Here is an 18,887-nt window from a genome sequence, read left to right on the forward strand (position 1 = left end):
ATCAAGCTCCCGGAATGCGTCCGATGACATGGTCGCGCAGCCAGTCCTGCCAGGCGAAGATCGAGGTTTCGCGCACATCGATATCGAACTGGATGTCGACGCCTATGTCCTGGACCTTCTTCCAGGCGATCCGGTGCGGCTTGCGATGGCGTTTGCCGCCCCACGCTGCCGCGAGTTGCGTCATCCAACGCCCTGGCCGTACGCCCAGGCGACGCGCCAAGGTGACGGAGCCGAGCTCGACCGCGATGATCCTCGGCGGCTTGCCCGGCCGCAACTCCGCCACCAGCCCGTCGATCTTGCCGATCTTGACCTGTTCGCGGTCGACGATCTGCTTGTCGAGGATGTCGCGCAGCAAATCCATCAAGTGCCTCCGAATATCTGCAGGGGAATGGTCACCACGGCGAGCACGAAACCAAGCCCGATGATGAAGATCACCGCGGCATTCGAGACAATGCCGTTGCGGTGCTCGCCGACATAGCGCTTGTCGTTCAGCAGGAAAAGGAAAGGAATTACCGTCAGCGGCAGGCTGGCGGCGGTCAGCGCCATGGAAAAAATGGTGAGCTTCAGCGGATCGAGCCCAAGCATGATGGGGATGGCGGCCAGAAACAATGATACCGTGTAGACGGCACTGAAGCCAGGATCGTCGCGTGGCTTGAGGTTTTCGCCCCAGTTCCATCCAAACCCTTGCGCCACCAGATAAGCCTGTTGCAGCCCAACCTCGAGTGCGGCGCCGAAGCAAGCGATGGCGAGCGAGGCAACGAACAGGACGAACCCCCAGAAGCCGAATATCGGGATCAGCATCAACGGTAATTGATGATAGTCGTCGACCTGATCGATGCCGTGCGTTGCAAGCACGAGCGCGGCCACCATCAAGACGCCGATCGAAATGGTGCCGCCAAAGGCCATGCCCAGTCCGGCGATGGCCCGATTGGTTCCGAGATAGCTTCTGTCCCACTGGTCCTCGATCGCCCCCGAGGAATAGAACATGAACAGGTAAGGCGATATCGAAGCGCCAAGGATGCTGACCGCCATGAACCAGTAACTCGCCGCATCATGGGTCGGCAGTGTAGGCACCGCGCCGGACGCGACAGCTGTCCAATCGGGCTTCAGCATCATCGCTGCGACCACGAAGCACAGCGTCACGAGGCCGAGTATCGACACGCCTTTCTCGATCAGCCCGAACGTGCCTTTCCACAGCAACAGCCATGCCATCAAAGCCACGGGTAAAGCCCACCATTGAAAGCCAATGCCGGTGGCAAGTTCGAGCGCGATGGCAACACCACCGATCTCGGCGGACAGCACCATGAAATTGACCAGCAGGGCGGCAAGCAATGGCCATAGCGAAACGTTGAAGCCAAATCGTTCCCGGATCCCGTCGGAGATGGTGTGATGGCTCACGGCGGCAAACCGGCCGGCCATCTCGACCAGAAAAATGATGCAGATGGTGCCGAGAACCACCGCCCAGATCAGCTGGAACCCGAAGGTCGCACCTGCCTGGGCTGCCGTCGCCATCGATCCGACTTCCAGGAAACCGCCAACACTGGTGACGATGCCCAGCGATATTTCCAGGAGCTTCTTCATGGCTTCGGCGCGAAATATCTGAAGTGAGCGGCGGCCAGGGAGCGCGTGGCCGTCCGAATATCTTCTTGAGCCTCCTGCACTTGCGGGCGGCGGTCCGCTTGCAGTCCCGCACGGGCGCGGTCCACCGCGATCGACAGGTCCTTGACCGCCGCCGCCAAAGCAGCCTGCTCGGCAGGTTCAGCCGTAGTGGCCGATCGGATCTTCGCGTCGATGTCGGCCAGCGTCGTGCCGGCCGAGTGCAGCGTGCCCGAAGCATATTTGGAAGGGGCAGCTCCCGCCGCCCAGGCATCAAGCGTCATTGATACGGTCTGCGCCGTCGAGGCGGCAGTTCGGGATTGCTGTTCGATCTGGTCCGAGGACGAGCACGCGGTCGACATGGCCATGAGCAACAGCAGGCATGCGCTGTTGCGGCCAAGGCGACGACCGCTAAGAATTAGATCCGGCGTTGGACCCGCCACACGAATGACCTCCCCCACCAACGAAAACCATGTTCGGCGTAAGTTTTGATCTAGCGCGCCCGCCCTCCCCGTCAACCGACGGCCACGATCGAGCCCAGCACGGAGTGCAAGCCTGTCGGCCGCGGCAGGTGCCAAGCGGCAGCGACGGGGACCAGCTCGAGCGGAACAAAGGATCGGCAATCGGATTAACGAGGAGGCGGGCGGTTCGACTTCCATCCTGATCGCCGCGCCGCCCGAACGATCGACTGGCAGGGAAGGACCCCTCGATGCCCCGTCTGATTGCCTGGATAGCCATCGTGGTGATTGTGCTTGTCGCGGCTTGGATATGGTTCGGGCGCGATACATCGGGCAGCGGGGGCGGCAGCCAGCCGGCGCCTCACGCGATAGACCAGAACGGGTAGTTCAGCCTGGATGATCCTGCTCGGCGGCGCTCCGGGTGCGCTCGGCTTTGTACTCGTGGATCAGGCCCAGAATCTGAGCCTTGACCGTCTCGCGCGCCTCAGGTTGGACGAAAGGCATCAGCCGTTCGACAATTTCGCCGACCGTCTGCGGGAGATCCGCGGCGGAATCGGTGAGCTGGCTGCCATGTTCGTAGACATTGTCCGTCAATTTCTTGTCGAGGTCGGATAGAAATCCCATCGTCGCACTCCCCATCGCTGCCGTGCCCGCTGTCTCAATGGCTCGCCCGACAGAAATGTTCCGCATAACGATCCTAGGCATTGCAGACCGGCTGGATATCCGATGCCAGTGGCCGGAGGAGTGTCGCTGCGCGATCACGTCAACGCAATGTCGTCTGGCCCGGATCCCCTCGCCTGGCCTTCGACGGGATCAGTTTCCCGGCATTGGCCCGCAATCCCCTGACGAGCTCTTCCAGATAGGGAAGCAGTTCGAAAATCAGGATCACGGCCATCACGCAGGCAATGTAGGTCACCGGCAGCTGCTGCGATTTCCAGACAAGTTCGAAGCGCGCGGTTTCCGTCCCCGCCCCGAACAAGGCGAGGAACTGTCCCCAGTGGAGGGAAATGACGCTGACCAGCCCCATCAGCGGGATCATCTCCAGGAAGCTGTGAACGTGCTGCTCGATCGGCGTGACGGTGCGGGCGGTGGTGGCGTAGCTGACGTCCCACATCGCTGTCGCCTCGTGGACGAAGAAGGTGACGATCATGATGAGAATGATGAGAGCATTCACGTCAACAAACATGGCGGCCAGCAAAGGTATTCCGACCTCGGCGAACATCAGAAGGTGGATCAACGACTCCTTGGCGCCTGTCGTCGATTCGATGTGAGACGCGCGATGGCAGAGCCAGTCGGCAAATCCGGCGGCCAACCAGACCGGCAGCAGGAAATACATCAAGATCAGCACGGTAGGATCTGACAGCATGACATCCTTTCGCGCGGAATCCCGTTCGAGGTCGCTACTGCTGCCCCGGCATTTCGGTGTTTTCCTGGGGACTTTTCCGGACGCCCGCGGCTGGCGAAGTATCCGTCGGCGCGTTACCGCCCCGGTTCTGTTCAGGCGCCCGCTTCAGTGGCGAGGTATGCCAGCCCATGTCGGCATAGAGAAAGCCTATGAGGAAGCCGATGATGATGATGGCGGCTATCACGAGCGAAAGCACTGCATTGCGTCGCACCATTGCCAGGCTCCCTTCCCAAGCCGAACAGCCGATCACGAAAATAGTTCCACGACCGGCCGCGATCGCTCCTCGGCCGCGTCGGCTTCGACACGCAAGATTCGACGCCAATACTGCACGGAGCCGCGGGAACAATCGGTGACGGGCGAGGTTCGGTATCGGTTCTTCAAGGACGATCTCGATGAAACCTGCCGTAACCGACCGTATTGAAACAAAAAAATACAACCATCCCACAGGCGGATGGGGATCCCTGAGGTCATTGGTCCGCAAGGCATACGGCGAAGGCCTGCTGATGTCGGGCATATGGAGCACGCTGCTCAAGCAGAACAAAGCCGATGGCTACATGTGCGTTTCCTGTTCATGGGCCAAGCCGGCCGATCCGCGGCCCTTCGAGTTCTGCGAAAATGGCGCGAAGGCGACCATGTGGGATCAGACGAAGCTGCGTTGCGGCCCCGATTTCTTCGCGCGACATACGGTCACCGAACTGCTCGACTGGCCGGATCGTGACCTCGAAAAACAAGGCAGGCTTACGGATCCCCTGCGCTACAATGCCGTCACTGACCGCTATGAACCGGTTTCCTGGGATGACGCATTCCTCGAGATCGGCATGGAGCTCCGGCGGCTCGATCCGAAATCGGTCGTCTTCTACACATCCGGCCGGGCCTCGCTGGAGGCTTCGTTCATGTATCAGCTCTTTGCGCGTATCTATGGCTCATCGAACCTGCCCGATTCTTCCAACATGTGCCACGAATCGACATCGGTCGGGCTGCCCGAATCGATCGGCTCGCCGGTTGGAACCGTGCAGCTCGAGGACTTCTCCCAGTGCGACATGATGTTCTTTTTTGGCCACAACACCGGGGTGACGGCGCCGCGGCTGCTGCATCCGCTGCAAGAGGCTCGTCAACGCGGGGTGCCGGTGTTCACCTTCAATCCCTTGCCGGAAAGGGGGCTGAAGCGCTTCAAGAATCCGCAAGATCCGCTTGAGATGCTGTCGCCGGGCCCCGGCACGAAGATGTCCAGCGACTTCTTCCAGGTCCGCAGCGGCGGCGATATCGCCGCCATGACCGGCATCGCCAAGGCGGTGCTGGCGCTCGACGACGCGGCACGGGAACACGGGGATCCGCGTGTCCTCGACGGCGATTTCATTGCCGAGCACACGGATGGTTTTGCCGAATTCGAGGCTTACCTGCGGGCCGCCAGGTGGGAGGACATCGTCAGGCGCTCGGGAATTGCGCAGGCGGATCTCGAACATGTTGCCGAGGTCTACAGCCGCTCCAACGCGGTGATCGGCAATTACGGCATGGGTTTGACACAGCACCGGCACGGTACCGAGAACGTCCAGATGCTATGCAATCTGCTGCTCATGCGCGGCAACATGGGAAAGCCCGGCGCCGGCATTTCACCGCTGCGCGGCCATTCCAATGTACAGGGCCAGCGCACTGTCGGCATATCCGAAAAACCCGAGCTCGTTCCGCTCGACAAGTTCGCCCGGTTCTATGATTTCGAGCCGCCACGCGAGAAGGGTCTCGACACGGTCGAGGCCTGCGAGGGCGTCATCGCCGGCTCGGTGAAAGGCTTCATCGGACTCGGCGGCAATTTCGTTCGCGCCGTGCCCGAAACCGGCCTGATCGAGAAAGCATGGCGTCGGCTTGGGCTGCATGTCGAAGTCGCCACCAAGCTCAACCGCAGTCATCTCCTGCCGGGGGCGGTGACCTATCTGCTGCCCTGCCTGTCGCGGCTGGAAAGGGACCATCAGGCGAGCGGCGACCAGACCGTTTCGATGGAGGACTCCACCGCCTGTATCCACGGCTCCTTCGGTTCGCGTCCGCCGGCTTCACCGCATCTGCTTTCCGAACCGAAGATCGTGGCGGAACTGGCCAAGGCCACCGTATCGGGGGTGAGTTCGATCCCGTGGGATAAATGGGTCGCCGATTATTCCCTTATCCGCGATGAGATCGAGCGTTTTTACCCGCAGCATTTTCGTGAGTTCAACAAGCGGTTCCTGACGCCGGGAGGCTTTCACCGCGATATCAAGGCCTCGAAACGGGTCTGGGAGACGCCGAACAAGAAAGCCAATTTCAAGCTGCCGACGACGCTTGAAACAGACCCGGACATCGATGTTTCGGGTCACAATGTGCTGACGCTCATAACGGTGCGCTCCAATGACCAGTTCAATACCACCGTCTATGGGTACAATGACAGACTGCGCGGCATACACGGCACACGCATGGTCCTGTTGATGAACGAGGCCGACATTCAGCGGTTCGGATTGAGCGCCGGGCAGGAAATCGATCTGGAAACCCATGCCGACGATGGCGTGGAGCGGCGGGTTCGAGGTTTGCGCATCACCCCCTACTCCGTGCCCGAAGGCAACTGCGCCGGTTATTATCCGGAACTCAATCCCCTGGTTCCTCTGTGGCACCGGGCCAAGAAGGCTCACGTCCCCGCCGTAAAGTCGGTTCCCGTCAGAATTGTTGCCAGGGAACCCAAAACGAGAAGCTCGGCGCGCCACTAAAGCAATCCAGGAAAAGTGTGTACGGCTTTCCAGGGAAAAGCGCGGTGCGCTTTCCCTTAGGAATTGCGCAAAAACAACAACACAGAGTGGTTAGCCGTTTCCGCAGACGATGAACTGCTCTATGGCGGTCCCAGTCTGGTGGGCCAGGCCGTAGCTAGCCGCCAGCCGGCTTAGGGGATGCCGGCTGGGCCGGTTGGGTGCCTTGCTGATCTCCGCCGGTGGTGGTTTGTGGGGTGGGGTTCGTGTCGGTTGTGGGGTTTTTGTCGACCGGCTGACTGTTCGTATCCGCTTTGGATTTGTCGGGATCGGGATTGTTGCACCCGGCCAGACAGACCAGTGCCAGCATCAGCAACACGGCTCTCATATCGATACTCCTTCGGTGGGAGATGGCGAAGCAGCCTGCCAAGCTTCCATCCGGTCGAATCGCACCGAAAGCCCCTGCCTGGCCGCGCTTCTGGCCAACATGCGATCCAGTTCGGCATCTTCGATCGGGCTGCGCATCACCTCACGAATGGCCCTGCAAGCCAACTCCGTCGACACGAAATCATATCGCCTGCTCCTGGTCAGCACATATTGCTCGACCAGCATTTTCACACGCCGGAGCGCGATCTTATCAGCATGTTGCATCATGTTCCTCCTGCACGCGCCGAACTGCGGGACCATCCGGTTGTTCCCGCCCGAATTCCGAAAATCCATCGCCCGGCCAAGAGCAGAAGTCAGACTCCCGACAGGCGCCGACCGGACGATACCGATCCACGGAACAATCATCTCCTCTGCTGGTTCGGCCGGCACGACGGAGGAAATCATGACGGATGCAAAACTCGCAGTGGTCACCGGCGCCTCGAGCGGCATAGGCAAGGAACTTGCGAAACTCTGCGCGAAGGATGGCTACAATCTCGTCGTTGCGGCTGATGAACCGGCAATCCAGCAGGCCGCCGAGGCACTCGGCTCACATAATATCGCAGTCGAAGCCGTCGAGGCCGATCTCGCGACCGTCGAAGGCGTGGATCGGCTGATCTCCCGAATTGGCGAGCGTGACATCGACCTGCTGTTTCTCAACGCTGGACGCGGGCTCGGCAATGGCTTCGTCGACCAGGACTGGGGGAAGATCCGGCGCATCATCGACACCAATATCACCGGAACGGTGTATCTCGCGCATGAACTCGGCGCCAAGATGGCTCGCCGCGGGCGCGGGCGCATTCTTTTCACCGGGTCGATCGCCGGTTTCATGCCCGGGACTTTCCAAGCCGTCTACAACGGCACCAAGGCATTCATCGATTCCTTCGCGATCGCCTTGCGTCACGAATTGCAGGACACCGGCGTCACGGTGACCGTGTTGATGCCCGGCGCCACGCAGACACGCTTCTTCGAACGCGCCGAGATGATGGACACCAAGGTCGGCACCGACGAGAAGGACAATCCGGCCGACGTTGCCAAGGCCGGCTACGAAGCGATGATCACTGGCGAAGAACAGGTGGTCAGCGGCTGGAAGAACAAGCTGCAGGTCGCCGCTGCGCATGTCACGCCAGCGGGTACGCTGGCCGAACAGCACCGCGAGATGGCTGCGCCGGGCTCGGCGTCCCAGGACTGACCGGCGGCATCTCCGGCGCCACGCACGAGAAACGCGCGTCTCACCAATGAAACGCACCCTCGAAACTCAGGAGCAACATCGTGAAAGCCCTTACATGGCACGGCAAAGGCGACATACGCTGCGACCAAGTGGCCGATCCCGTCATCGAGGATGACCGCGACGTGATCATCAAGGTTACCTGCTGCGCCATATGCGGCTCCGACCTCCACCTGATGAACGGTTACATGCCGACGATGAAATCGGGCGACGTGCTTGGCCACGAGACGATGGGCGAAGTGGTGGAGGTTGGTCAGGGCCATTCGAAATTCAAGAAGGGTGACCGGGTGGTGGTGCCGTTCAACATTTCCTGCGGCGAGTGCTGGTTTTGCCAGAACGGGCTGTTTTCGCTTTGCGACCGCTCGAATCCCAACGCAAAACAGGCCGCCGAAGCGATGGGTCAATCGCCGGCCGGCCTTTTCGGATATTCGCATCTTGTCGGCGGCTATTGGGGCGGACAAGCGGAATATCTGCGGGTTCCGTTCGCCGATGTCGGTCCGATCAAGGTGCCGGAGGGAATGGAAGATGAACAGGTGCTGTTTCTCTCCGACATCTTCCCGACCGGCTACATGGCGGCAGAGAACGCCGGCATCGAGCCGGGCGATACGGTCGCGATATGGGGTTGCGGCCCGGTTGGCCAATTCGCCATCCAGAGCGCGTGGATGCTCGGCGCCGGCCGCGTCATCGCCATCGACAAGGTGCCGGAGCGGCTGGCCATGGCGCGTGAACACGGCAAAGCAGAGACGCTCGACTTCAGCAATTCCAATATCTACGACGCACTGATGGCGATGACCGACGGCCGCGGCCCGGATCGCTGCATCGACTGCGTCGGCACTGAATCCGACCCCGGCGCCAGCGCCGACGCCATGCTCGACAAGGTGAAGGCCGCCGTCTATCTCGGCACCGATCGGCCGCATGTGCTGCGAGAGGCGATCTATTGCTGCCGCAAGGGCGGCACCATCTCGGTTCCCGGCGTCTATATCGGCCTGGTCGATCACATCCCGTTCGGCGCCGCGATGAACAAGGGGCTGACCTTCCGAATGGGCCAAACCCATACCCAGCGCTATCTCGAACCACTTCTGGCCAAGGTCCAGAATGGCGAGATCGACCCGTCTTTCGTCATCACCCACAGAGCCGAGCTCGAAGCCGGGCCGGACCTCTACAAGACCTTCCGAGACAAGCAGGATGGTTGCATCAAGGTGGTTATGCGGCCGCATGGCTGAGATGTCGCAATTCCAGAGGCAAGAGCTGTCTCATTCCCGGCATCCGTTGGACGCCCGCCCGATCGGCATTGGCAGTTCGGAACTTTCTGTTGTGTCGGCGATTGACCCGCTGAGTTCGGTTCGGAAGAAGGGGGCCGCCATGGCCAACGAGAATTCTCGCTCGAAACCCGTTATTCGGTCTCCGAACACCGATGGTTTGCCACACCCGAGGCGAGACGCCGGTGATACGGACGCAGGGGCGAAATCGCCGACGCCGAAGACTGCCGGAGGATCTCAGCCTTCAGCCCCTCCCCTGGACAATCCCACAGCCAATCGAAATGCCGGTCGTCCCCGTCAACCCAGCACGACTCCGCGACCGACGGACAAGCCCTTGGACTGATCCTGTGGCGCCCTTCGAGTGCCCGTCAACGCGAAACGTCGCGCAGCGACCCCAGGTCGGCCAGCGCAGCCAGGATAGCTGCTTCAGTCGCCGGCTTGGGCACGAATTTGCAGTCGCGAAAGGATGCCGGTAGGTCGCGCGCGCCAAATCCCGTCATGAGGGCGAAGGGAACACCCTGCGCCTGCAATGTCTCCGCGAGGGGCAGGCTCGTTTCACCGTTCAACTGAATGTCCAGCAACGCCATGTCGATCTTGTCCGAGCCGACGAGACGAAGCGCCGCGGCTACCGAAGGCGCGGGACCGACCACTTGGTAACCGGCGCTACGCAGGACTAACGCGGTGTCTTCCGCGATCAGCCATTCATCCTCGACAACCAGGACGCGCGGTCCGTCGTTCACGACCCCTCCTTCCGGTTAACGGGAAATGCGATCTGAACGTTGAGGCCTTCCTTGCGAAAAACGGTTTCGACATGGCCGCCAAGCCTGTAGCCGATCTCTCCCTGCAGCAGCGTGAGGCCAAAGCCGCTGCCGACGGGTTCATTGACAGGGGGACCGTCCTTCTCGCGCCAGGTAAGCGTAAACATGTCGTCAGCGATCGACCACATCACCACCACCTTGCCACGAGGTTTGGAAAGAGCGCCATATTTGGCCGCGTTGGTGGCCAGTTCGTGGACGGCCATGCTAAGGGAAAGGCCCTGTTGCGGTCCAAGTTCTATCTCTTGGCCGTTCAGTTCGAACCGTTCAATGCCAAACGGTTCGAGTTCCTGGTGAAGCAGTTCGCTGACCGAAGCTTCCTTCCAGCTTTTCCGGCTCAACAATCCATAGGCCCGCGACATCGCATGCAAGCGTCCGATCAAGGCTTCCGCGAATTCATCCTTCGACACGGATTTCTCCCGCGTGCGGCTCGCAATGCTGACGATCACCGCCAACATGTTCTTGACCCGGTGGTTGAGCTCAGAGATGAGAACCTGCTGATGTTCTTCCGCCTGAGCCAGAGTGGTGACGTCGACCAGTGTCACGACCACACCCTGAACGCGGTTGCTCTTGTCCCGATAGGGATTGATATGGACCATGTGAAACCGCCCGGCGCTGTCGCGCGCAAGGTGGTGGTTCAGGGTCTCGCCTGTCTCGAACACCTCGGCGATATGCTGCTTCAACTCGGGATACTCCAACTGGCTCGACAGGTCCGTCAGCGGCCGGCCGACGTCGGAGGGTCGCAGACTGAAGAACGACGAAGCCGCGGGCGTGAAGGTCCGCACCACTAGATTGCGATCGAGGAAAATGGTCGCGATCTCCGTGCTTTCGAACAGGTTGCGCAGATCGCTGTTGGCGTGATCGAGTTCCTCGATCTTGTTCGTCAACTCGGCATTGATAGTGTTCAGTTCCTCATTGAGCGACTGCATTTCCTCCTTCGAGGCCTCAAGTTCCTCATTGGTCGACTGGGCCTCCTCGTTGACAGAGACGAGTTCCTCGTTGGACGATTTCACCTCTTCCAGTGCGGTCTCATATTCCTCGATCGTCGATTGCAGGCGCTCCCTCGCATCGCGCAGTTCTCGCTCCAGATCGGCGGTGCTGTCGGTGTCATGGCTGCCGCCTTGGTCTGTGCGGATCTGCGTAGGTCCCGACGGTTCGAACAGGACGAGATAGAGCGGCTCGCCATTGTCGCGTTCCGCCAGCGGCTCAATGGTGAGCTTGATCGGCTGGATCCGCTCATCATCCTCCTCGACCGTGAGATTTTCCCGTATGACGGTCCGGCGCGTCGACGTCGCTTCCCGCAGCGCGGCGCGCAGGTCAAGTCGCAGCCCACGGCGCGCCATTGTCAACAGTTGCCGGCTGGGAATGCCTTGCGGCGCTTCGAGATATTTGCCGGTGCGAGCTGAGTAGTAGACGACATCGCCCTCGGCGTTGACCAGCACATGCGGGGGGGCGAAGCGCTCCAGCACCTGCGCCTCGACCGCCTGGCGTAGGGGATAACCGGCGGCTCCCTTCCTCAAGCCAGTGCTCTCGGACGGGAATGCGCCTGAACGGCCATCGCCGATGAGGGCCGGCAGCCTGACATGCGGCGAGGCATGCTCCCGCGCCTGGAAGATGCGATGTTTCTTGTCGACGGTGGCGAACAGATCGTCGTTCTGTCCGACGCTCTCCGAGGTGCCGAGGAAAAGGTAACCGCCAGGCTTCAGGGCGTAATGAAAAATAGGAATGACCCGGCTCTGAATGGCTGGGCCGAAATAGATCAGCAGGTTGCGGCACGAGACCAGGTCCATGCGTGAGAAAGGCGGGTCGCGAACGACGCTGTGCGGCGAGAAGATGCACAGCTCCCGTATCTCGTTGCTGATGACATAGGTGTCGCCGTCGCCATTGAAAAACCGTTGGCGGCGTTCGGGGGAAAGTCCCTGCAGCAAGGCTTCGGGATAGCGCCCTGCCCGCGCCACCGCCAGCGCCGGTTCGTCGATATCGGTCGCGAATATCTGGATTCGCGGAACGACCGGGAGCTTTTCCACATGTTCGCGTAGCAGGATGCCGATGGAGAACACCTCTTCGCCTGTGGCGCAGCCGGGAATCCACACCCTGATGATGTCGTTGGCGGTCTTGCCTTCGAAGAGTTGCGGTACGATCTTTCGCTCGAGCAGTTCGAAGGCCTCGGGATCGCGAAAGAAGTTGGTGACGTTGATCAGCAGGTCGCGAAAAAGGTTCATCACCTCGCGAGGGTCCTTCTGCAGCCATTCCACGTATGCGCCAATGGATTGCATCTGCGCGATCTGCATGCGCCGCTTGATGCGTCGCAGGAACGTCTTGGTCTTGTAGCCCGAGAAATCATGGCCTGAGTGGCTGCGCAGGATGCCGTAGATCTGAGACAGGACCTTTTCCATACCCGCCGTGCGGACGCTATCCTCCTCCGCCAACCCATTCAACGCGTCGAAGCCGCGCGTGAAGGCTTCCAGTTTCGTGCCGATCTCCTCGGCGGGCGCGGCTATATCGATAAGTCCGCTGGTGATGGCGCTCTGCGGCATATCGGGGTTGCGCGGGCCGTAGCCGTCGGAGATCTGCGCAACGGTGAGCCCGCCATGCTCCTTGATCGCCTTGGCGCCCAAGGTTCCATCGGAATCTCCGCCCGACAGGATGACGCCGACGGCATGCTCGCCCTGGTCTTCGGCCAGTGCGCTGAAGAAGATGTCTATGGGTTTGCGCTCCTGGCTGAACCCATTGGGCCGGCGCAGGCGCAGCATTCCCTTGTCGATGGTCATGGTCACGTTCTGCGGCATGACATAGACGTGGTTCGGTTGAACGATCATGCCGTCCGCCGCGATTTCGACCGCCATTTCGGTGTAGCGGCCGACGACCTCGTGCAACAGGCTCTCTCGCTTAGGGCTGAGATGAGTGATGACGACGAACGCCATGCCGGGCTGATCGGCCATGCCCTTGAACAGCCCTTCCATCGCCGGAATCCCGCCGGCGGACGCGCCGACGCCCACGATGGGAAATCTTTTTGCCTGGGCTGTCACTGGAAGTTCCCCTTTCGGCACCTGTGTGCGAAATCACTTATGAAGCAGGCGGACAGCAGGTAAGCATAGGCGCGGCGGAGATACGGAACAAGTCGCGACGGATGGCGTTGAATTTGGAGTTCACGTGTTCAATGACCAAACGTCCATTCTGAAACAAAGCTCCCGACGCACATGGAGTCAGCGGCGTGGAATTGCTCGACGATTTCGGCCGGGCTCGTGCCGAAACGCCAGCAGGCTCGGCCAGGGAGACTGTTTCCACGAGATACCGGTCGAGAAAGGATGACGAGGTGCGCGATCTGCAAGGGGTGCATCTTCTGATCGTCGAAGACGAATGGATGGTAGCCGGAGATCTCGCCCGTTATTTCAGCAATATGGGTGCGATCATTCTGGGACCGGCAGCGACGGTCGAACAAGCATCATTGCACACTGAATCGGCCGAGGCTGCCATCCTCGACGTCAACCTCAACGGGCGACGCGTCTTTCCGATCGCGGATGAACTGATGCGCCGCGGCGTTCCGTTCGTGTTTTTCAGCGGTGACAGCGATATCGCCATTCCCGAACATCTCCGGCATGCCAGCAACCTGCGAAAATCCTCGGGCAGCGGGGCTGTATTCAATGCCCTTTTCCCGCCGCAAAGCCCGGCTGCGGCGAGCGGCTTTGTGCCAAGTTCGCCGGACGACGTGTTTTCGCTCCTGCCCAAACTCAGGCTTGCGGCACGTCTGTTGCTGGGGGATGTGGAAGCCTCCGACCGGCTTGTCGAAAGGACGCTTGAGCGAGCGATCCGTGACATCGACCAAAGGCGGATCGGCCAGTCCACCGAAGACTGGCTTAACGCCATCATGCGCGATTTGGCAAAGTCCAGCGGCGCAAGGCTTCTGAACTGAGCCGAACCAGGTTTCCGATTGATCGCCGGCCGGGCCTCGGTCAGCCCTTTTGGTCACGCTCGACGAACTTGTTGAAACGGCTGGTCTGCCCGCCGCCGGTGTTGGCCTGGTAAAGAAAAGCCAGACGGTTCTCATCGAATATCCGAAAGAACTCATCCCATTCGACTGGTTCGAATGCCTCCTCGGGCTCGCCGAAATCGATCCGCAGGATGCCGCCCTCGCCCTTGGTTCGCACCACTGCCGGCCGGCCGTTCCGCTCCTCGGCCCATTTGCGAATCTCCTCGTGATTGGTGGTCGTCTGCGATTGCGACATCGAAATCTCCTTTGGACCTGCTCTCTCGCCGCGCACGCACCGCGGCAACTGTTGAGCGTCCTAACAGCACACGGCAGGCAATGTTCCAGCACCCGTCGCGCGGTGCGATGCGCCTGCTGTCGAATGAAACCGCCAGGAGAACTTTGTTGATGCCCAGGGAACAAAGCTTTTGCCGAGAAGTTGGGGACGCCGAGGTCACCAGTCCGAGGAGTTGTCGTGAAACGTATACTGGTCACAGGGGGCTGTGGTTTCATTGGTCGCCACGTCGCACAAGAATTCGCCGATCACGGTTATTCGGTTTGCATCCTAGATGCATTGCTGGATCAGGTGCATGCCGGCGAAGCGGTCAACCTTCCCGCTGGAGCCGAACTGATCAAGGGCGACGTGCGCGATCGCGAAGCCGTCACCAAGGCGCTGAACGGCGTCGACGGGGTGATTCACCTGGCTGCGGAAGTCGGCGTCGGCCAATCCATGTACGAGATCGCCCGCTATGTCGGCGCCAACGATCTCGGCACTGCAACACTGCTCGAGGTGTTGATCAAGCACCCGGTCGAGCGGATCGTCGTCGCGTCCTCGATGAGCGTCTACGGCGAAGGTCTATACGCCACGCCCGACGGCCGGCGCGTCGGCAACGCCCGGCGCAAGGCCAACGACCTCAAAGGCGGACAATGGAATCCCTTGTCTGCGGACGGTGAACCTCTCTCGCCATTGCCGACAGACGAAGAAAAGCCGATCGATCTCGCCTCCATCTATGCATTGACGAAATATGCCCAGGAACGCGCCGTGCTGATCTTCGGCGAAGCCTATGGCGTCGATGCGGTGGCGCTGCGCCTGTTCAACGTTTTCGGCGCCGGACAGGCGCTTTCAAACCCCTATACCGGCGTGCTGGCTAACTTCGCCTCGCGTCTGGCCAACGGCAAGCGGCCGATGATCTTCGAAGATGGCCAGCAGAAGCGCGATTTCGTTCATGTACGTGACGTCGCCCGCGCTTTTCGCCTGGCGCTGGAGCAACGCCAGGCAAAAGGCCACGTCATCAACATCGGAAGCGGCCGGGCTTATGCGATCCGCGATGTCGCGCGCCTGCTGGCCGAGGCCATGGGAACGCCGGACCGCTCGCCCGAGCTGCTCGGCAAAGCGCGTTCCGGTGACATTCGCAACTGCTTCGCCGACATTTCCAAGGCGCGCGAACTGCTGGGTTTCGAACCAGGGCGGCAGTTGGAGAATTCCCTCGGCGACTTCGTTTCCTGGGTGCGCAACACGATTGCCATCGATCGCGGCGCCGACATGAAACGCGAACTCGAAGAACGCGGGCTGGTGTCATGAAGCCGGGTAGGCGCAACCGTCGCGAAGCACCTGTCGCCATCGTCGGCGGCAGCGGCTTCATCGGGTCCAATCTTGCCGACAGCCTGTTGTCGGACGGCGAGCCGGTGCTGGTGATCGACAATCTCAGTCGCGCTGGTGTCGAACAGAACCTTGAATGGTTGTCGCACAAGCATGGAAGCCGCCTCACCGTGGAAACCGTCGATGTGCGCGACGCCAACGCCTTGGCTTCGGCCCTCACGGGGTCGAAAGCCATATTCCACCTGGCCGCGCAGACCGCCGTTACCACCAGCCTGGTTCGGCCGGGCGAGGATTTCGACATTAACCTTAGAGGAACTTTCAACGTCCTGGAGGCGGCGCGACAGAGCGGCGAACGAATCCCGGTGATCTTCGCCAGCACCAACAAGGTGTACGGCAGCCTCCCCGACATTGCGGTTCGCCCGGAGGGCGAGCGCTATATGCCCTGCGACCCTGCGATCCGCACCGAGGGCATCGGCGAGGGCCGCAGCCTGGACTTTTGCACACCCTATGGCTGCTCCAAAGGCGCGGCCGACCAGTACGTGCTCGACTACGCCAAGTCCTATGGCTTGCCGACGGCGGTCCTGCGGATGAGCTGCATCTACGGCCCGCGCCAGTTCGGAACGGAGGACCAGGGCTGGGTTGCGCACTTCCTGCTTTGCGCGTTTTCGGGGCGGCCGATAACCATTTACGGCGACGGCAGGCAGGTGCGCGACATCCTGCACGTCTCCGATGCGGTTGCAGCCTACAGGGCCGTGCTCGACCGGATCGAGACGATCACGGGCCAGGCGTTCAATCTCGGCGGCGGACCGAAAAATGCGCTCAGCCTGCGCATGCTGTTGAGCGAGATCGGCAGCCTGACGGATCGAGCACTGTCGATCCGCTATGAGGCAGAGCGGACGGGCGACCAGCCCTTCTTCGTCGCCGATACGAGAAAGATGCAAACCACGCTTGGCTGGACGGCGCATGTTTCGTGGCGAGAAGGCATCCGCGACCTCGCCGAATGGTTGCAGCGTCACCGGCTCGAACCCCACGCCGAAGCCGAGAGGTACGTCGCATGAAAATCGCGTTGGTCAACCCATTCTGGACCTACGACGACAGCATCTATTTCGGCTGCCGCCAACCGCATCTACCCCTGGAACTCGGCTACTCGAAAGCCTTGCTCGAACGGGCTGGCCATGAGGTGCTGATGCTGGACGGACAGCTTCAGAAGCTTGACAATTCCAGCCTTTCCGAACGGGTGGCCGAGTTCGCGCCGGCAATGACGGTCGTCACCACCGCGCCGACCTATCTGTTCTGGCGCTGCGCGCCGCCGGAATTGCGCGTGCCGGCCGACTTTCTCAACCGCCTTGCCGGGCGGGGCGGGCGCACCGTCGCGGTCGGGCCGCATGGCTCGGCGACACCGGCGCCAACGCTGCGCAAGCTCGGCGTCGACATCATCGTGCGCGGCGAATGCGAGGAGGTCGTGGCCGACCTTGCACGGCGCGATGATTGGAGTGCGGTGTCGTCAACCGCCTACTTTAGCGAAGCAAGGCTGATCTCGAACGGCGGCGTCCACGCCAGTTCGTTCATCGACCATCCGCCGCTCGAATGGCCATCGGACTGGATCGCCGCGCACGCGCACCACCATCACAGGTTCGACAACCACCAGGTGGGGTTCGGCGCGGAAGTCGAGGCGTCGCGCGGCTGCCCTTACAATTGCAGCTTCTGCGCCAAGATGGATTTCCGCGATGCCTATCGCCGCCGAAATCACGAGGCGGTCGTGACGGAAATAGACCGGCTGATCGCCCAAGGTGTCGGCTATATCTACTTCATCGACGAGATTTTCCTGCCGCAGAAAGCCTTGCTGGAGGCACTGGTCGACCGTGACGTGAAATTCGGCGTACAGACCCGCATCGACCTGTGGAAGCCCGAACTGCTGGAATTGCTTGGCGCGGCCGGTTGCGTGTCAATCGAAGCGGGCCTCGAAAGCCTGACAGTGGAGGGCCGGGCCATGCTGGCCAAGCGCTGCCGCCTGGGCACGGAGGAACTCGCCGCGCTGCTCGTCGATGCAAGACGCCATGTTCCGTTCGTCCAGGCCAATCTGATCGGCGTGGTCGAAGATGACCCTGCCCTGGTCGACTACTGGCGAAACCACCTGATCGACAACGGGGTATGGGCCAATGAGCCGGTACCGCTCTATCCCTACCCGAGTTCGCCCAGCTATCGCGAGCTTTGGGGCGAGCCCGATGACATCGCGTGGGAGCGCGCGCATGAACACTATCTCGCCTCGTTCCAAAAATTCAGCGACATCCAGGAGAAGCGCCCGCGTCCGCTGGCGGAACTGGAGGCGACATGTTGCGGACACTGACCCCGCGTTCGCGGCGCATCCTGATGACGGTCGATGCCGTGGGCGGCGTGTGGCGGTACGCGCTTGATCTGGCGCGGGAATTCGTGGACGGCGGGGACAGCGTTTTGCTCGCTGGTCTCGGTCCGGAACCATCCACGCAACAGGCCGAAGAAGCACGGTCCTTGGCGACACTGACCTGGCTGAACACGCCGCCGGATTGGATGACCCGCAATGCCAGCGACCTCGATGCGTTGCCGGGGGAGCTGCATGCGCCCATTCGTGACCACGCCATCGACCTCGTTCATCTCAATGCGCCGACGCAGGCAGTGGGGCTCGATGCGCCCTGCCCTGTCGTGGTGGTCTCGCATTCCTGCGTGGTCACATGGTTCCATGCCGTCAAGGGACAGGCGGTGAACAGTACATGGGACTGGCAGAAGCAGCGCAACAGGCGCGGCTTCGACAGGGCCGACGCCGTCATCGCGCCGAGCCACAGCCACGCCGCAATGCTCGAAACCTGCTATGGACAAATCGCGCGTCTCAATGTCGTCGCCAACGGCGCCCGCCCGGTTGCGAAAGCCGAAAAACGTCAACCGCTCGTCTTCGCCGCCGCCCGCTGGTGGGACGAAGCCAAGAACGCCACGGTGATCGACCAGGCCGCGTCGATAACGCAATGGCCCGTCTTTGCAGCCGGTTCCACGCTAGGTCCGGACGGCCAGCGCGCCGGCTTCAGCCATGCCGTCGCTCTCGGAGCGCTACCGCATGATGAGATGCGCTCCCTGATGGCACGCGCCGGAATCTTCGTGTCGCCATCGCTCTACGAGCCGTTCGGCCTGGCGACGCTGGAAGCGGCCATGTCGGCGACGCCGCTGGTTCTATCCGACATCGCCACCTACCGCGAGTTATGGGACGGGGCCGCGTTATTCTACGACGCGCGCGATCCGCATGATCTCGCCGCCTGCATCAACCGTCTCTCCGCGGATGCGCAGCACAGGCGGGAGCTCGGACGGGCAGCCCTGCGCCGGAGCCGCAGGTTTTCGTTGGCGAGGCAGGCAGCGGCCATGCGCGACGTCTACGACAAAGCGGCCCTAGCGATGGCGGAGCGCTGATC

Annotated in this window: 17 protein-coding genes; 8 read left to right on the forward strand and 9 right to left on the reverse strand. The window is 61.4% G+C overall.

What is annotated here, in order from left to right; translation table 11 throughout:
* Position 1: 1 nt before the first annotated feature.
* The 6 genes from FJ953_RS07560 to FJ953_RS07585 form a co-directional block, all read right to left on the reverse strand.
* The gene (locus tag FJ953_RS07560) at positions 2-361 is read right to left on the reverse strand and encodes a hypothetical protein (protein ID WP_140515218.1); all 360 of its coding nucleotides are present in this window, start codon (positions 359-361) and stop codon (positions 2-4) included.
* Complete coding sequence (locus tag FJ953_RS07565) at positions 361-1,581, reverse strand: Nramp family divalent metal transporter (protein WP_140525122.1); 1,221 nt, start codon at positions 1,579-1,581, stop codon at positions 361-363. Before FJ953_RS07565 ends, FJ953_RS07560 begins: the two co-directional genes overlap by 1 nt.
* Positions 1,578-1,964: a hypothetical protein gene (locus FJ953_RS07570; protein ID WP_246673050.1), complete on the reverse strand. Its 387-nt coding sequence runs from the start codon at positions 1,962-1,964 to the stop codon at positions 1,578-1,580. The genes FJ953_RS07565 and FJ953_RS07570 overlap by 4 nt, the downstream gene beginning before the upstream one ends.
* A gap of 477 nt (positions 1,965-2,441) precedes the next feature.
* On the reverse strand, positions 2,442-2,678 hold the full coding sequence (locus FJ953_RS07575; RefSeq protein WP_140555670.1) for a hypothetical protein: 237 nt from the start codon (positions 2,676-2,678) through the stop codon (positions 2,442-2,444).
* A 139-nt stretch (positions 2,679-2,817) separates the two neighbouring features.
* Entirely contained in the window at positions 2,818-3,420 is a 603-nt protein-coding gene (locus tag FJ953_RS07580) for a diguanylate cyclase (protein ID WP_140623785.1), read from the reverse strand.
* A 34-nt stretch (positions 3,421-3,454) separates the two neighbouring features.
* Positions 3,455-3,673, reverse strand: coding sequence for a hypothetical protein (locus tag FJ953_RS07585; RefSeq protein WP_140555671.1), 219 nt, complete (start codon positions 3,671-3,673; stop codon positions 3,455-3,457).
* Positions 3,674-3,851: 178 nt separating this feature from the next.
* On the opposite strand from FJ953_RS07585, the gene FJ953_RS07590 reads away from it, so the two are divergent.
* The 3 genes from FJ953_RS07590 to FJ953_RS07610 all read left to right on the forward strand — a co-directional run bounded on the left by FJ953_RS07590 (position 3,852) and on the right by FJ953_RS07610 (position 9,035).
* A complete protein-coding gene (locus FJ953_RS07590) occupies positions 3,852-6,185 on the forward strand; it encodes an FdhF/YdeP family oxidoreductase (RefSeq protein ID WP_140623787.1) in 2,334 nt (777 codons plus the stop codon).
* 805 nt (positions 6,186-6,990) lie between these two features.
* The gene (locus FJ953_RS07605; RefSeq protein WP_140623789.1) at positions 6,991-7,776 is read left to right on the forward strand and encodes an SDR family NAD(P)-dependent oxidoreductase; all 786 of its coding nucleotides are present in this window, start codon (positions 6,991-6,993) and stop codon (positions 7,774-7,776) included.
* An 80-nt stretch (positions 7,777-7,856) separates the two neighbouring features.
* A complete protein-coding gene (locus FJ953_RS07610) occupies positions 7,857-9,035 on the forward strand; it encodes a zinc-dependent alcohol dehydrogenase (RefSeq protein ID WP_140497428.1) in 1,179 nt (392 codons plus the stop codon).
* Between the two features lie 404 nt (positions 9,036-9,439).
* Here FJ953_RS07610 and FJ953_RS07615 read toward each other — a convergent pair whose 3' ends face one another.
* Positions 9,440-9,811 (reverse strand): response regulator, encoded by a 372-nt coding sequence (locus FJ953_RS07615; protein ID WP_140515210.1) that lies wholly within the window; start codon positions 9,809-9,811, stop codon positions 9,440-9,442.
* Positions 9,808-12,915, reverse strand: coding sequence for a CheR family methyltransferase (locus FJ953_RS07620; protein WP_140623791.1), 3,108 nt, complete (start codon positions 12,913-12,915; stop codon positions 9,808-9,810). The genes FJ953_RS07615 and FJ953_RS07620 overlap by 4 nt, the downstream gene beginning before the upstream one ends.
* Before the next feature lie 185 nt (positions 12,916-13,100).
* Between FJ953_RS07620 and FJ953_RS07625 the strand changes: the two genes are divergently transcribed.
* Positions 13,101-13,799 (forward strand): response regulator, encoded by a 699-nt coding sequence (locus tag FJ953_RS07625; RefSeq protein WP_246674740.1) that lies wholly within the window; start codon positions 13,101-13,103, stop codon positions 13,797-13,799.
* A 40-nt stretch (positions 13,800-13,839) separates the two neighbouring features.
* Here the strand turns inward: FJ953_RS07625 and FJ953_RS07630 are convergent, their stop codons facing one another.
* Complete coding sequence (locus tag FJ953_RS07630) at positions 13,840-14,112, reverse strand: hypothetical protein (RefSeq protein WP_140497420.1); 273 nt, start codon at positions 14,110-14,112, stop codon at positions 13,840-13,842.
* A gap of 216 nt (positions 14,113-14,328) precedes the next feature.
* Between FJ953_RS07630 and FJ953_RS07635 the strand changes: the two genes are divergently transcribed.
* The 4 genes from FJ953_RS07635 to FJ953_RS07650 are packed head-to-tail and all read left to right on the forward strand — an operon-like array spanning position 14,329 to position 18,885.
* On the forward strand, positions 14,329-15,435 hold the full coding sequence (locus tag FJ953_RS07635; protein WP_140561676.1) for an SDR family NAD(P)-dependent oxidoreductase: 1,107 nt from the start codon (positions 14,329-14,331) through the stop codon (positions 15,433-15,435).
* Positions 15,432-16,511 carry an NAD-dependent epimerase/dehydratase family protein gene (locus FJ953_RS07640; RefSeq protein ID WP_140623793.1) on the forward strand — a complete coding sequence of 360 codons (1,080 nt, stop codon included), beginning with the start codon at positions 15,432-15,434 and terminating at the stop codon, positions 16,509-16,511. Before FJ953_RS07635 ends, FJ953_RS07640 begins: the two co-directional genes overlap by 4 nt.
* The gene (locus FJ953_RS07645) at positions 16,508-17,800 is read left to right on the forward strand and encodes a TIGR04295 family B12-binding domain-containing radical SAM protein (protein WP_140623795.1); all 1,293 of its coding nucleotides are present in this window, start codon (positions 16,508-16,510) and stop codon (positions 17,798-17,800) included. The genes FJ953_RS07640 and FJ953_RS07645 overlap by 4 nt, the downstream gene beginning before the upstream one ends.
* Positions 17,785-18,885, forward strand: coding sequence for a glycosyltransferase family 4 protein (locus FJ953_RS07650; RefSeq protein ID WP_140623796.1), 1,101 nt, complete (start codon positions 17,785-17,787; stop codon positions 18,883-18,885). The genes FJ953_RS07645 and FJ953_RS07650 overlap by 16 nt, the downstream gene beginning before the upstream one ends.
* Positions 18,886-18,887: the final 2 nt, after the last annotated feature.

The organism is Mesorhizobium sp. B2-3-6 (assembly GCF_006442305.1).
Taxonomy (GTDB): domain Bacteria; phylum Pseudomonadota; class Alphaproteobacteria; order Rhizobiales; family Rhizobiaceae; genus Mesorhizobium.